Source organism: uncultured Litoreibacter sp., assembly GCF_947487515.1.
Classification (GTDB): Bacteria; Pseudomonadota; Alphaproteobacteria; order Rhodobacterales; family Rhodobacteraceae; genus Litoreibacter.
In genome coordinates this window covers 815,688-829,815 of record NZ_CANKWO010000002.1, presented here as the reverse complement: position 1 = coordinate 829,815, position 14,128 = coordinate 815,688, and the positions used below count along the sequence as shown (strand labels likewise).

General features: G+C 54.5%; 13 protein-coding genes and 1 tRNA gene. 11 read left to right on the top strand and 3 right to left on the bottom strand.

Annotated elements, in window-relative coordinates:
• Positions 1 to 18: 18 nt before the first annotated feature.
• From Q0746_RS09700 to Q0746_RS09675, 6 genes are all read left to right on the top strand, one after another.
• A complete protein-coding gene (locus Q0746_RS09700; RefSeq protein WP_298259639.1) occupies positions 19 to 1,896 on the top strand; it encodes a nucleoside-diphosphate sugar epimerase/dehydratase in 1,878 nt (625 codons plus the stop codon).
• A 53-nt stretch (positions 1,897 to 1,949) separates the two neighbouring features.
• Positions 1,950 to 2,792, top strand: coding sequence for an NAD-dependent epimerase/dehydratase family protein (locus tag Q0746_RS09695; RefSeq protein ID WP_298259734.1), 843 nt, complete (start codon positions 1,950 to 1,952; stop codon positions 2,790 to 2,792).
• A complete protein-coding gene (locus tag Q0746_RS09690) occupies positions 2,789 to 3,382 on the top strand; it encodes a sugar transferase (RefSeq protein WP_298259637.1) in 594 nt (197 codons plus the stop codon). The genes Q0746_RS09695 and Q0746_RS09690 overlap by 4 nt, the downstream gene beginning before the upstream one ends.
• Positions 3,383 to 3,505: 123 nt before the next feature.
• On the top strand, positions 3,506 to 4,837 hold the full coding sequence (locus Q0746_RS09685) for a UDP-glucose/GDP-mannose dehydrogenase family protein (RefSeq protein WP_298259635.1): 1,332 nt from the start codon (positions 3,506 to 3,508) through the stop codon (positions 4,835 to 4,837).
• Between the two features lie 77 nt (positions 4,838 to 4,914).
• Positions 4,915 to 5,094: a PLD nuclease N-terminal domain-containing protein gene (locus Q0746_RS09680; protein WP_298259634.1), complete on the top strand. Its 180-nt coding sequence runs from the start codon at positions 4,915 to 4,917 to the stop codon at positions 5,092 to 5,094.
• Position 5,095: 1 nt separating this feature from the next.
• Positions 5,096 to 5,950 (top strand): YihY/virulence factor BrkB family protein, encoded by an 855-nt coding sequence (locus Q0746_RS09675; protein WP_298259631.1) that lies wholly within the window; start codon positions 5,096 to 5,098, stop codon positions 5,948 to 5,950.
• Here Q0746_RS09675 and Q0746_RS09670 read toward each other — a convergent pair.
• Positions 5,947 to 6,990 (bottom strand): LacI family DNA-binding transcriptional regulator, encoded by a 1,044-nt coding sequence (locus tag Q0746_RS09670; RefSeq protein ID WP_298259629.1) that lies wholly within the window; start codon positions 6,988 to 6,990, stop codon positions 5,947 to 5,949. The two genes, Q0746_RS09675 and Q0746_RS09670, sit on opposite strands and share 4 nt — an antisense overlap.
• A 126-nt stretch (positions 6,991 to 7,116) precedes the next feature.
• Here Q0746_RS09670 and Q0746_RS09665 point away from each other — a divergent pair.
• The 4 genes from Q0746_RS09665 to Q0746_RS09650 all read left to right on the top strand — a co-directional run bounded on the left by Q0746_RS09665 (position 7,117) and on the right by Q0746_RS09650 (position 10,223).
• Positions 7,117 to 7,193 (top strand) — tRNA-Arg (locus Q0746_RS09665).
• A 155-nt stretch (positions 7,194 to 7,348) separates the two neighbouring features.
• On the top strand, positions 7,349 to 8,206 hold the full coding sequence (locus Q0746_RS09660; protein WP_298259627.1) for a hypothetical protein: 858 nt from the start codon (positions 7,349 to 7,351) through the stop codon (positions 8,204 to 8,206).
• A complete protein-coding gene (gene mobC / locus Q0746_RS09655; protein ID WP_298259625.1) occupies positions 8,203 to 8,676 on the top strand; it encodes a plasmid mobilization relaxosome protein MobC in 474 nt (157 codons plus the stop codon). The genes Q0746_RS09660 and mobC overlap by 4 nt, the downstream gene beginning before the upstream one ends.
• Entirely contained in the window at positions 8,673 to 10,223 is a 1,551-nt protein-coding gene (locus Q0746_RS09650) for a relaxase/mobilization nuclease domain-containing protein (RefSeq protein WP_298259623.1), read from the top strand. Before mobC ends, Q0746_RS09650 begins: the two co-directional genes overlap by 4 nt.
• 196 nt (positions 10,224 to 10,419) lie before the next feature.
• On the opposite strand, the gene Q0746_RS09645 is transcribed toward Q0746_RS09650, so the two are convergent.
• On the bottom strand, positions 10,420 to 11,850 hold the full coding sequence (locus tag Q0746_RS09645; RefSeq protein WP_298259621.1) for an HD domain-containing protein: 1,431 nt from the start codon (positions 11,848 to 11,850) through the stop codon (positions 10,420 to 10,422).
• A 49-nt stretch (positions 11,851 to 11,899) separates the two neighbouring features.
• Entirely contained in the window at positions 11,900 to 13,294 is a 1,395-nt protein-coding gene (locus Q0746_RS09640; protein ID WP_298259619.1) for a radical SAM protein, read from the bottom strand.
• A 45-nt stretch (positions 13,295 to 13,339) separates the two neighbouring features.
• Between Q0746_RS09640 and tmk the strand changes: the two genes are divergently transcribed.
• Positions 13,340 to 13,960: a dTMP kinase gene (gene tmk / locus Q0746_RS09635; RefSeq protein WP_298259617.1), complete on the top strand. Its 621-nt coding sequence runs from the start codon at positions 13,340 to 13,342 to the stop codon at positions 13,958 to 13,960.
• The last annotated feature ends 168 nt before the right edge of the window (positions 13,961 to 14,128 follow it).

Below are 14,128 nucleotides of genomic sequence, written 5' to 3'. Positions count from 1 at the left end.
GCAAAGGAAGTTCATTGAATGCTTGAGTATCTCGTTACGCTACCCAGAAAGACCAAGCACAATATCCTCTTAGCTACCGACGCCGCATTGGTGGTGATAAGCCTCGCCCTGTCAGTCGTCTTGTTTGTGGACACCGCGCCGGTCGACGAATTGCTGCGCTCAACCCTGCCGTTGTTTGTAATTGTGCCTCTCCTAGCGGTACCGGTGTTTCTAAAAACCGGCCTTAACCGCATTAAATTGATGGCCTTCGAAATTCACGACATGCGCAGAGGAGCTTTGGCGGCTCTTGCCGTTGCGGTCATCACCTCTGCTTGCGTCTTTTTTCTGGGCCTAGATTTCCCGCGCGCCGCCGCAGTGCTGACAGGGCCAATCTTTTTGAGCCTACATCTTGGCGTGCGTACGATCGGGCGAAATCACCTTTTGTCGCGGCGCTTGGGTGATGCGGGCCGCATTCCTGTGGCCATTTATGGCGCCGGCTCTGCCGGTGTTCAGCTTCTGGCGGCATTGCGCCAAGATTTACAAATGCGCCCCGTCATCTTTGTCGATGACAATTCCACGCTGCAAACCATGACCGTCTCTGGCATGTCTGTTTGCTCTAGGGCCAAACTGGAAGCCTTGGTTCACGAAGGCAAAGTGAAACGCATCTTGCTGGCGATGCCTTCGATGAATGAACAAAAGATGCGCAAACTGATCGGGGAACTTTCCGACTTGGGATGCGAAGTTCATGCTTTGCCGACCTACAATGAGTTGGTCGAAGGGTCTGGTTTGGCGTCAAACTTGCGCCCTGTAACGGCAGACCATCTTTTGGGGCGCGACAAAGTTGATCTGGAAACACCTGAAGTGGCGCGTGCCTACGCGGGGCGCCGGATCTTGGTAACCGGTGCAGGCGGCTCGATTGGCTCGGAACTATGCCGGCAAATCATTCTGTGCGGGCCGCAACGTCTGACCCTTTTGGATCACTCGGAATACGCCCTTTATACAGTGTCTCGGGAACTGGCACCGCTGGCGGCCATGCACGGCGTTGAACTTGTTACCCGTCTGGGCTCTGTGTGCGATCGCCATCGGATGACCAACGTCATGGCAGAGTCCGAGACCGATATCGTTCTGTTTGCAGCCGCCTATAAGCATGTCCCCCTTGTCGAGGAAAACGAAATCGAAGGCCTGCGCAACAATCTCTTCGGGACGTTGACGACTGCGAAAGCGGCTCAACAGGCGGGGGTAGAGCGCTTCATTCTGGTCTCGACTGATAAAGCCGTTCGCCCAACCAACATCATGGGGGCCAGCAAACGGCTTGCTGAACTTGCTATTCAAGACCTTCAAACACGATCTGAAGTGACTAAATTCGCTATGGTTCGTTTTGGAAACGTCCTTGGGTCGTCCGGTTCTGTAATTCCATTATTTCAAAGTCAGATAGCCGCTGGCGGACCGATTACCCTCACTCATGACAAAATTTCGCGCTACTTCATGACCATATCCGAAGCCGCCCGTTTGGTTCTGCTTGCGGGGGCCTATTCCGCGGGTGGTGAGGTGTTTGTTTTGGACATGGGGACACCGGTCAATATTCGCGATCTGGCCCGCCGAATGGTCGAATTGACAGGCCTAACTGTGCGGGATGAAAACAATCCGACAGGTGATATCGACATCCAAACCGTAGGGTTGCGACCAGGTGAGAAGCTTTACGAGGAACTTTTGATCGGCAACAACATCTTGCCTACTCCGCACGAGAAGATCATGCGGGCGGAAGAAGCATGCCTGTCACAGATCGAAATGATGCGGATACTAAAACAGATCAGAGCAGCCGTTTCCGCGAATGACCCCGACGCGTTGAGGGCCATCATTCGCACCAGCGTTGATGGGTTCCATACTGCTGATGTCGGTCTGGAAGACGTCGTTTGACGCAAGATATTGCGCACGCTCCTCTTTTGGAAGATCATCCTTCAATATTGCTCATGGGAGCCAGTGGACGTGTCTGCCGGCTTCTCTTGTCTCATTGGCGGGATGCCCCAACCAAAGATATCGCTGTCAAAGCACAGTCGCGTCAGGCAGGTTTTGATTTACAGTGGTCCCCCTTGGACGACGGGCCGCCTCCTCTGGAACGTTTCGTACAAATCCATGGCAAACCCAAAGCAATCATCGCACTGATAGGCGCAACACCCACGACACAAGGGGATATGGCTCAGACCACCGCACTTGCGGTGGCTGTGATCAAAGCCGCAGAACGCGCAGGTATCGCGCGTGTCGTCTTCGCGTCGTCTTCAGCCGTGTACCCTTTGAACGCCGATCTCACAGAAGATGTCCCCCCCGCCCCCACAAGCCCCTATGGCCTAGCGAAGCTCGAAATGGAGCAAGCCGTCGCATCGCTGCAAACCATCGTAGATGTCTGCTGTCTTCGCATTGGAAATGTTGCTGGCGCCGACGCACTTTTAGGTCAGGCAGAGCGTGCAACCAAGGATACGCCCATCGCGTTGGACCAGTTTCCCGACGGCAATGGGCCGCTGAGATCCTACATAAGCCCGCAGAAACTTGCGGCGTGTTTGGAGCAGATTGCGCATCACAATGCCCCCCTTCCTGACGTCTTGAATTGCGCCTCTTCGTCCCCGGTAGAAATGGCGGCACTACTAGATGCAGCCGATCTGGACTGGGTGTGGACGCCTGCCGCCGCAAGCCGAATGGCCAGTCAAAAGATAACCCTAGACTGCACTCTTCTGGGTCACATTGTCGGGGATACTCTGCTTGATGCCGACCCCAGCGACATGATAGCCGACTTGCGAAAACTGGGAGTCTTGGATTGACCCTATCAAAACGCCTGTTCGATCTATTTGCGGCCTTAGTTTTAGGCGCTTTACTGCTTCCAGTGATACTGGGGCTCGCCGCCGTGATAGCGTTCTTGGAGGGGCGTCCGGTGTTCTACATGGCCACCCGCATGCGATCTCCGACGCAAAGCTTTCGACTGATAAAATTCCGCACCATGTCCGTGCAAGACGCAGATCAAGGCGTGTCGGGGGGAAACAAGGTGAACCGGATTACACCGATGGGCGCAATGATGCGGCGCGCGCGCCTAGACGAGTTGCCCCAGCTTTGGAACGTTTTACGCGGAGACATCAGCTTCGTGGGTCCGCGCCCCCCTCTGCGCGAATATGTCGATCGCTTCCCTGATCTCTATGCTCAAGTGCTAAAAAGCCGACCTGGGATCACCGGATTGGCGTCGGTTGTGTTTCACCGCCACGAGGAAAAACTGCTGGCGAGTTGCACCACCCCTGAGGAAACCGACCAAGTTTATGCGCGGCGTTGTGTGCCTCGCAAGGCGCGGTTGGATCTTATGTATCAACGCAAACGGAGCCTGTGCTTGGACGCGTGGCTTATGTTGAAAACCGTGTTCTAGACCACCTATCAATGTGACGTACAAAGATCGCAGCCTTTTGTAGAACGCAGGTCACGGGGTGGCGTTTCGTTGACACCGATCGGCAGATTTCGCATCTAAATTCAGGCAATTCATGAGGGTACAATGAAAATCACGATGATTGGCACAGGGTATGTCGGCTTGGTGTCGGGCGTATGTTTTTCGGATTTCGGGCATGATGTCGTCTGTGTGGACCGCGATCCAACCAAGATCGAGATGCTCAAAAATGGTGAGGTTCCAATCTATGAGCCTGGCCTAGATGACCTGATGGCAAAGAATGTCGACGCAGGTCGTCTGTCGTTCACCACGGATCTACTTGCGGGTGTTACTGGTGCAGATGCTGTGTTCATCGCGGTTGGCACACCCACGCGCCGCGGGGATGGGCATGCTGACCTGTCGTTTGTCTACGCCGCCGCAGAGGACATCGCCAAAGCCTGCGCCACAGCGGGAAACCCCTATACCGTTATCGTGACCAAATCGACTGTGCCGCTTGGGACCAACCGTCAGGTAAAACAAGTCGTGCGCAAATCCTCGCCTGACTTGAATTTCGACGTCGCATCCAACCCTGAGTTCTTGCGCGAAGGTGCCGCAATCGACGACTTCATGAAGCCCGACCGCGTGGTGGTTGGCGTGCAAAGTGATCGCGCCGCAGAGGTTATGGCCGAGGTGTATCGCCCGCTTTATCTTCGTGACTTTCCAATTCTGACCACCGATCTGGAAAGTGCGGAGATGATTAAATACGCCGCAAATGCCTTCCTTGCGACAAAGATCACCTTCATCAACGAAATTGCGGCGCTCTGTGAAAAGACCGGTGCGGATGTGAAGCAGGTATCCCGCGGCATGGGGATGGACGGGCGGATCGGGAACAAGTTTCTGCATGCAGGCCCGGGCTATGGCGGATCCTGCTTTCCAAAGGACACTTCGGCATTGGCTCGGATCGGGCAGGAACATGCTGTGCCGATGCAGATCACCGAGACCGTCATGCGGGTAAACGACGGCATCAAGACACGCATGATCGAAAAATTGCGCGACCTGTGCGAAGGCAGTTTCAACGGCAAAACCGTTGCCGTACTTGGCGTGACCTTCAAGCCGAATACCGATGACATGCGTGACGCACCGGCACTTACAATCGTACCTGCATTGGTCGGAGGTGGCGCGAAAGTTCGCGTGGTTGACCCCCAAGGTTTGCGCGAAGGGCAAGCCCTTTTGCCAGGCGTGAATTGGGCAGAAGACCCTTACAAGGCGGTGCAGAATGCAGATGCGGTCGTGATTTTGACCGAATGGAACGAGTTCCGCGCATTGGATCTGAAGAAGTTGGCCAAGAAAATGGCAAATCCTCGCATGGCCGATCTACGCAACATTTACTCGGCAAAAGACGCCAAACGGGCGGGCTTTCAGGCCTATGAATCGATCGGGCGCGCAGGTTTCACACTTTAGGGCAAACAGACGCTTGGTAATTTTTCCGGCGCCGCTTACCTTCACGATATCCGCATTTTGACCAAGAGGAGCCTCCAATGGTCTCGAACTCCTTAATCGGCCTTATCGTATTTGCCTTGGACATTTGGGCGATTGCCTCGATTTTCAATGCCAAAGTCGAGCTTCCGCAGAAGGTACTGTGGATCGCACTGGTGCTTTTCTTGCCGGTGATCGGTTTCTTGATCTGGTACTTTGCCGGCCCCAAGCCAACCCGCTGAAATGTTGTTTTTGCGCGCATTTACTGCCGCCTATAGGTTTGTCAGCAAACTTTTGGTGACCATGGACGAACGCAACCTCAGCCTGATCTCGGCTGGTGTTGCCTTCTATGCGATGTTGGCGATCTTTCCGGCGCTCGCCGCGTTGATTGCCTTATGGGGCGTATTTCTTGATCCGGCGTTTATCGACGATCAAGTTTCCTTATTGCACGGCGTGATACCAAATGATGCGTTCGGCCTTTTCGACACGCAAGTCGACGCATTGATCCGCGCGAATGACTCGACCTTGGGATACACATCCCTTGTTTCCTTAGGGGCTGCGCTTTGGTCCACACGTGCCGGTGTGTCAGCCCTTATTCGTGGGTTGAATGCCGTTTATTCCGCCCCACATCGCACAGGCATCAGGCGCACGGTCGCGGCACTTTTGCTCACCATATGTTTGATTGCAATGTCGTTGATTGCCCTGACCGGCATCGTCATTTTTCCGCTTGTTTTGGCGGTTTTTCCCTTGGGGAAATATGCCGAAGATACCTTTGAGACATGGCGTTGGATTGTCGTGGTGACCGCGGTGATCATGGGCTTGGGGTTGATCTACCGTTTCGGTCCAAACCACCAAACCACTTTCCTGAAAGCCCGTTGGGTATCCCCAGGCGCGGTGATCGCACTCGTCATATGGGGGGCCGCATCTTGGGCCTTCTCGCTGTATTTAGCGAATTTTGGGAAATACAATGAAGTCTATGGCTCCATTGGGGCGGTGGTCGCCTTGCTCATGTGGTTCTACATCAGCGCTTGGGTCGTTTTGCTTGGCGCCACGGTGAATTGTGAACTGGCTCACCGACGGCAGCAAAGGCGCGCTTAAGAGGGGGCGCGCAGTGTATCGCCCGGTGCAAAAATTGGCGAAATCTCGACTCGCTTTTCAGTATCAGGAGCCAAGACACCGTCCGCTTCATCCGCAATCAATCGCGCGGCCGCCTTGCCGATCTCTACGCGGCAACTGTCCATTGTGGCCAATCTGCGCGGCAAGCCGTCAATCAGATCAACGCCGTTGAACCCTGCCAGTCCCAGCTTGCTTGGCACATCAATGCCGGCCTCCAAACAATACAGCAAACCACCTGCGCCAATCATATCGTTGGAATAATAGAGGAAGTCCAAATCTTTGTTGGTTTCCAATATGTTGGCGGTCATTTCCCGCCCTTTCGCCAAAGCTGAACCGCCGGAGTAATACTCTTCTGCTTCCAGTTTCAGCCCGTTTTCGCGCAACACGGCCTCAAATCCTTCGAACCGTTTTCGTGCGCGGTGATCCAATGGCATTTTGGTTCCAAGGAAGCCAATATTGCGATACCCGCGCTTCAAAATCTCTTTCGCCGTTTCGCGTCCTGCCCGCGTGTGCGAAATTCCGACCGCTGCATCCACTGCGGGCCCATCCACGTCCATAATTTCTACGATGGGGACACCGGCGTTTTCCATCATCCTGCGGGCAACATCTGTGTGTTCCAGCCCCGCAACGATCAACCCTGACGGACGCCACGATAGCATCTCAAAGATCACCTTTTCCTCTTTCTCGGGCAGGTAATCCGTCACGCCAACAACCGGTTGAAGCGGTGTTTCGTCAAAAATCTTTGATATCCCCATCATCACTTCAGGAAAAACCATGTTCGACAGTGAAGGGATAATAACGCCAACAAGATTCACACGATTCGAGGCCAAAGCACCGGCGATTTTATTGGGCACATAGCCAAGCTCGCGGGCGGCATGAAGCACCTTCTCGCGGGTCTTGTCCGATACCTCACCGCGATTTCGCAGCACACGACTAACCGTCATTTCGCTAACGCCAGAAGCCTCTGACACATCCCGAAGAGTAAGCTGATGACGATATTCAGGGCTGGAGCGTTCGACCAAGGGGGATCTCGTTATCTTGTGGATACACCCTTCATGCTAGCGCTAATACCTCCGGCATCCAAGGTGCTTCTGTTTCGTCATTAAAGGTTGCCTGCGAGGTGTTGTTTACGCAATACAAGTCCGAGTGGCCCCGTGGCTCAACTGGATAGAGCAGCCCCCTCCTAAGGGGCAGGTTGCAGGTTCGAATCCTGCCGGGGTCGCCAAAACCACCTGAAAAATATGGCTTATTTACAGGGCTTTGTGCGGAAGCCTGCAGAAAGCCCCGCCAGCTTTCATGCCGAGATCGGTTGAAACGGCCGATTTCTCGTACAAAACCTGTACAAAATTCGCACGTTTGTGCGTATTTCGGTGGCCAATCATGAGCCGCCATAGCTTTGATCCCGAAATCGCCGGGCGTGTCGGTCTGAACGCGGCTGTCATCTTTCAGAACATCACCTTCTGGATCGAGAAGAACCAAGCCAATCGCCGCAACCTTCGAGACGGGCGGTACTGGACCTACAATTCGATCTCGGCCTTTGGTGAGTTGTTCCCCTATCTGAGCGAGAAGCAGATCCGTACGGCGCTCGAAAAGCTGGTCAGTGCAGAGCTGATCATCAAGGGCAATTTCAGCGATGATCGTTATGATCGGACCTGTTGGTATGCCCTGGGCAACTCCATTTGCCCAAATGGGCAAATCGATCCGACCGAAAGGGAAGATGATGCATTTGCCCCTGAAGGCAAGCCATCTGCCCCAGAGGGCAAATCCTATAAGAACAGATATAAACCATATCAAAAACCAAATCCTTCGCGCGCGAAGGCGGCGGCGGAGGATGAAGTTTCTGAAAAGATTTTGTCCACCTATCCGGAGGATCGCATTCGCAGCAAAGCGGTTTGTCTCTCGCAAATCCGCCAAGCGCTGGCCGATGGTGTGGATGCCAAAGACCTCGAGGACGCCGTGCGGGCCTATGCGACCGAGAGCGAAGGCTTCACCCGCTCCAAGGTATGTTTTTCCGACAACTGGTTCAGCTCTGACCGTTGGTTGAAATACCTTCACGACGTCGAGGAGGCGCGAGAAGCGGGCAAAGCCAAAGAGGCTGAATTGCTGAAAGGTTTGGCCGACTGGGTCACGGACAAGCATCCCCTTTGTCGCCACATAACACCCGGCCAAGTGACCGCTTTGCTGGCCGCAAACCTAGTCAGCCCAGCTGAAGTCAAAGCGGCGGGGCTTAGAGCATGAGTGCGACCGATCTCCACAATGAGCAGAGAGCAAGGTTACCCACCGATTACATCGGCGGGACTTGTGAGGGGCGGCGAACCTCCCCTTCAAACCCCAACCAGACGCGCGCAAGCGACGTCAAAGAGGGTCTTTCCGAGAGCGTGATCTTTCGCTGCACACCGTCGGAGAAGGCAGCGCTTGTGGCCAAGGCGCGGGCTGCTGGCTTGCCCAATGCCACGCTGATGCGCGAGGCCTTGGGGATAACCGAGGCACGTCGGCGCAAGCCAATCCCAAGTGTTGACCCGACGCTGACCTTTGCGATTGCCCGCGTCGGCGGCAACCTCAATCAGCTCTCCCGCTGGATCAACGGCGCGGTCAAATCCGGTCGCGCGAGCCAGATCGATGCGCTCAAGGTCGCGGCGCAGCTGGTGGTCATCGAACGGCAGTTGGCGCAGATCGTGGCGGCACACACAGGCGGTGACGGCGAATGATCATCACGTTCTTCTCCAACGGCACCGGCGGCGGGGCGGCCCCCGTTGACTACCTGACGGCCAGCGAAGTTCTGGCCTATGACGAGAACCGCAATCTGATCCGTGATGACAACGGCCAGCCGCAAACCAAGATCCGCGACCCGCTGCCCGAGGTACTGCACGGCAATCCAGACCAGACCCGCGACCTGATCGATGCAAGCCCCAACAAGTGGAGCTACACGGCTGGCGTCATCAGCTTCACTGAGAGCGATGAACCCAGTCCCGCCGCCCAGCAAGAGGCCATTGAGCTATTTGAGGCTCTGGCCTTTTCTGGGCTGGACAGGGATCAATACGATTGCCTCTGGGTGCGCCACACGCATGAGGGCAATGTCGAGCTGCACTTCTGCGCGCCACGCCTTGAGCTTAGCACCGGCAAGGCGCTGAACATCGCTCCGCCGGGACATGAGAACGCCTTTTCCAGCCTGCGCGACCTGTTGAACAAGACGCACGGTTGGGCAGACCCTTTGGACCCAGAACGCGCACTGGAGGTAAGGGCGACGATTGAGGCCCCAACCCGCGCGCAGGGTCGCGAAGCGCTGCACGATTGGATCCTCGATCAGATCAGCGTCGGCACCATTTCTGACCGAGCCAGCATGATCGACACACTCACTGACGCGGGATTCGAGATCCCCCGCGCCAGCAAAAATTACATCACCGCCAAAGACCCCGACACCGGCGAACGCTGGCGTTTGAAAGGAAAGATTTTCCATGACGACTGGCAAGCCGAACCGCCTCGCCGAGAAATTGAACGCGGACCTGGAGACAATACGCAGCGACCACGCCGCCTTGATGGCATCTCAGCTCGAGAGCTTCAGGAGCGATTTCAGCAGCATTGCGACCAGCGCGCTGCATACAATCGAGACCGATATCAGATTCTTTCTGAGCGACAGCAAGAGCGAGTTGAAGAGGCGGAGCGAGACGATCCGGAGCTGGCTGACGATCTCGCCTTGGGTGATCGTGGGGATGGTTTCAGCCTGGATCGCGACAGTGCTGACGGCGAGTTGGTTTTGGACGGGTTTGATCACGCGTTCGGAGATGACGAGGCTTGGCCTGACACGGATCGAACAGTCCGGGCAGACATGGGTGACGCTGGACCCGAACCGGACCGAACTGAAGACCTGCACGATGGGGCAAACGCCCATCATCTGCATCGAGATCAAGGAGCCTTAAATGACGCAGCCCCTGACAGCATTGGAGAGCGAATTACTCGCATCCGTCGAGCGGTTGGTGACGGCCTGCGAGAGCTCAGCCAAGGAATTGCACGCTTTGGAGAAACGCTCGACCAGCAGGATAGAAAGCAAGGTGAATGGCTTGGCGCATTGCGTGGCGCTATTGATGAAATCACATCTCACGTCCGTCACCACATTGGCCGACTTGCTGCGCGAGGAACAGAACTACAAGACGCTTCAGGCGGCGTTAGAGACCAGCTGGAAACTAGCGAAAGACGCCGAGAAGCGGCTGAACGAGAGCTAGCTACGCGGAGTCGGGTCCAGAATCTCACCCATTAGTTCATTCGCAAAACTTGATGCTCCTCAGTCTCTGGCCGTTTGTCTTTCTGAACTTGTTTGGTTGAAGTGGGTGAGCCGGCCATTTGCCTTGGTCAAATTGGTGCAGTGCATCAACTTAAAAAAGGGGAGATCGGCACCTCACCCGACGATCGCCAAACTTTCCCTAGGCCTGAAAGACAAACGGCCGGGGAGCACTTTAATCGGATTTACTTAGCTGCTCGTCCATTCTGGCCTTCACCCCGGCCACAATGGAGGATTTTAAGCGGTCGCCAAGTCCTTCCTCAGTTTCGTCATAGTAAACGCGGTGGATACTGAACCGCGCTGCGCTGGCGACTATCGGGGAGATCGAAGCAATGTCCACGACTTTGCCGCCAACTTCTATGTTGATTTGCTGGGGATCTCCGCCTTCCTTATTGAGGGGCGTATAGAGCTTTCGGGGATAGTTGTCATAGTAGCAAGAACCTGACCAAGTTCCTGTTTGATGGATTAGATCTTGCGAGACTTGTTCGCATACTGAGTTCAGAATCCTCACGCGTCGGCTAGCACCAATACTATTCATCTTCGGACTGTTAGCTGCGGCCTCATCGGCATGCTTCCAGATGTCATGCATGGAGTAGAATTTTCGAGAGGCGATTCGATCGGCAATCGTCTTGATCTCGCGGTCAGGGGCTTCCTGAAAGAGGTGCAGAGATCCCCAGAACAAACTGTCATCAAGCAAGAGTGCGTTTTCCAGATTAGCCGGATCTCGGATGAAGCGAACTAATGCGTGGGTTGAACTCAGTCCAGCCAGTTTTTCGTTACCCTTTGAGATGCGCTCAAAAACTCGGCTCATCAACAGCGAAAACATGTACTCAATTCCGCGCGTACGCTTATGGAGATAAATGGTCGGATACAATTGAAACAACGTGACGGTGAATTGCTCAAGCGAGACGTATGCTTTGCTATTTACATATAGGAACCGGCCGTTGCCGCTATCACCAACGCGGAAATTTCGCATGAGCCAATCCAAGTCAATTCCGCCCGATGAAACACCTGCGAAATAAGGGTCTCGCTTTGCATAGTCCAAGCGATCAGCGTCGAGCTGGCCAGATACCAGGGACGTGTATATGCACGTTTTGTCTTTCTTCGAGATCATGTTCGCCACCGTCTCTGGGAACCCCACGCCTCCCATTTTCTCGAGCGCATGCGCAATAGACGAATCTTTGATAATCTGGGGGCTTACCTTTTCGTGGTCTACTGCGTCCATGAGCGGACTGCCTTGCACCTCCGGATTGCGTTTCGAGTAGAGGTCCATCGCCTTTTCGAATGCATGGCTGAACATTCCGTGGCCGATGTCGTGTAGTAGAGCTGCGGCTAGGCAAGCCTGACCTTGTTGTGACCATTCACCTCGCTTTACATCAGGCTCCACAATCGCCAGCAAACGTTTTGCCACCGCATAAACTCCCAACGAGTGAGCAAACCGAGAATGGGTGGCGGAAGGAAATACATGGTCGGAGAATCCCAATTGCTTGACGCGACGCAACCGCTGAAAAAACGGGTTCGATAGCATGCTCTTGAGCTCAAGCTCAGCCTGTCCTTCAAACTCGATTGACCCGTGAATAGGGTCCTTTATCATCTTCGTGGTCATTGATCCTCCTCAGAAAAAAACACTTTATCGGAATTTGTATCTGCTTAGCTCATGGGCTGGTAGTTTCGTGCACCTTGAAAGGCAGTAATTTAGGATCGGAAGCCGCCACGTCACGATCGAAGTCCTCTCTAGCGTAGTCTCGCGGGTAATAGGAGAAGCTTTTAAGCGCAAAATATGCGTCCTGATCCATAAAATGACGGCTTGTGGCGAGACTGGCTGCTTCGGCTTCTTCTGCGGGGAAGTCGGCGCTCAGGTGCATGGCGGTGATGCCAGTCGCCGCTGCAGAGCATTCATCAATTGGGCGTGCTCCAAGTCCACGCCACTCTTCGATCAGAACGTTGGCCGTTTTTGGTGGTCCGTACGCGAGCACAGGGCCGACTGAAACGCCTGCTACAGCATCTCGCCTTGCGTCGAGCCAAGCTGTGGTCTCTTCAAGAGTTTCTCGCGTCTCACCAGCGTATAGCAGCACATTGACCTTAGCTTTTACTCCATTGTCATGGCAAGCGGCCAAAAGATCGGAAGCGGCAGCGAGATAGCGATTTGGATCAGGAGCTTTCTTCATTGCTAGGATTTGGCGTGGAGACGCTGTTTCAAGTCCGAGATCGATTACACGTAGGCCTGCCCGAGCAAGGTGCTCAAGGGTTTTGGGCGTCATCACGTCGCACCGAGTTTCGGTGCGCCATGAGATATCGAGCGATTGGCGGTTCATCGCATTTGCGAAACCCTCTGCCCAGCGGGCATTCGGCAAGAACATTGATGCTTGGATGTAAGGATGGATTTCCTCGCCGCTGTACTGATTGTGAACAATGGCCATTGAGGCCGCTAGCGCGTCGCCTTCCCCGAGTTTTTCGATCTTGATGTCACGTTCTTCGCAGAATGCGCAGCCCATCCCGCAGCCGCGCGATGCCTCAATGCTGGGCTGGTAATGGCGAAAGCCCTCCACCAGACGATGGTTTAGGGTAAAATTGGGAGTCGGCTCTGAGCTACGAGATAGGACTGGCCTTTCAGTGAGAAGTCGTTCGATTACGCTTTCGCTTAGACCTGGGGCAAGCACATCGGCTTCTGGCAACATGGCTCGCAGCCACATTGGGTCGGGGCCAACAACCCAGCGACCACCTACGACAACGCGGCATTGAGGGTCAGAAGTTTTCGCGAGCTTGCAAAACGCTTGCGCCCAAGGAAGTGCATAAAAGCTCGGAATAGAGATCATCAGTGGATAGATCGACGGGAATCGATTGGTCTGCTTCAAATACCGAAATACGTCCTCGGGAGATCTGTGCTCGCCATGTAGAAGAGCAACATCATAACCGGACAATTCGAGTTTGGTGGCCAAAGACAGCGCCCCATAATTCAGATAAAGCTGCCTTCGGGCCAAAATATGATCGCGTTTTTTAGGCGAAAGCATGCCCGCAGAAACAAACGTTACAGAACTTGATCTATCCATTACACCCGCCGTACAACTTACAGGATATGTAAATAGGGGAATGTAATGCCGTTTGTAAGTATCGAAGGCATAGACGGCAGTGGCAAATCGTTGCAAACCAGCCTTTTAGCTGTGGAACTTGAAAATAAAGGCCTTGAGGTACTCAGAACCAAGGAGCCAGACGGGGGTGTGATCGGTGCCGAAATCCGTTCGATATTGGTCGCTGATCGCGCCGTTAGCCTGACACCTCTTGAGGAACTTCTGCTGATTTCAGCGGCACGAGCGAGCCATGTCGAACAAGTGATCAGGCCAGCTCTCAAAGCTTCCCAGTGGGTCGTCAGTGACCGCTTCCTAGACTCAACTTATGCGTTTCAGGTGCATGATACGGACATTTCCGAAGACTTCTACAGGCATATCGCGTCAGCGGTTGTTGGGCCAACCATGCCAGATCTAACGTTCATCTTGGACATCGACCCAGTGATTGCTCTCGAAAGACGCGCTAAACGCGAAGAGCTTGGCAGTCGAGATCCTTCAGAAGCCACACGGAACTTTTCCCGGATTCGAGAGGGTTTGCTAACAGTGGCGCAGCAGGAACCCGAAAGGTGCCGGGTAGTTGATGCTAATCGCCCAGCCGATGAGGTTGCTGCGCTGATTTTTTCCGAAGTGGAACGTTCGTGCCTAATGTGACGAAGTTCTCGTATTCTTAGTAAAGGTGGGTGATTGCCCGCGCGAGCACAGCAAAGGTAACTTGCGTGAATACAGTTGTGCAGCGGGGTGCAACAATGAACGGTAGCTTTGGGCCGCTTGACGAAATCGGCTTGAGCTACTATCCGGTCTGTGGCCTTCACGCAGGCC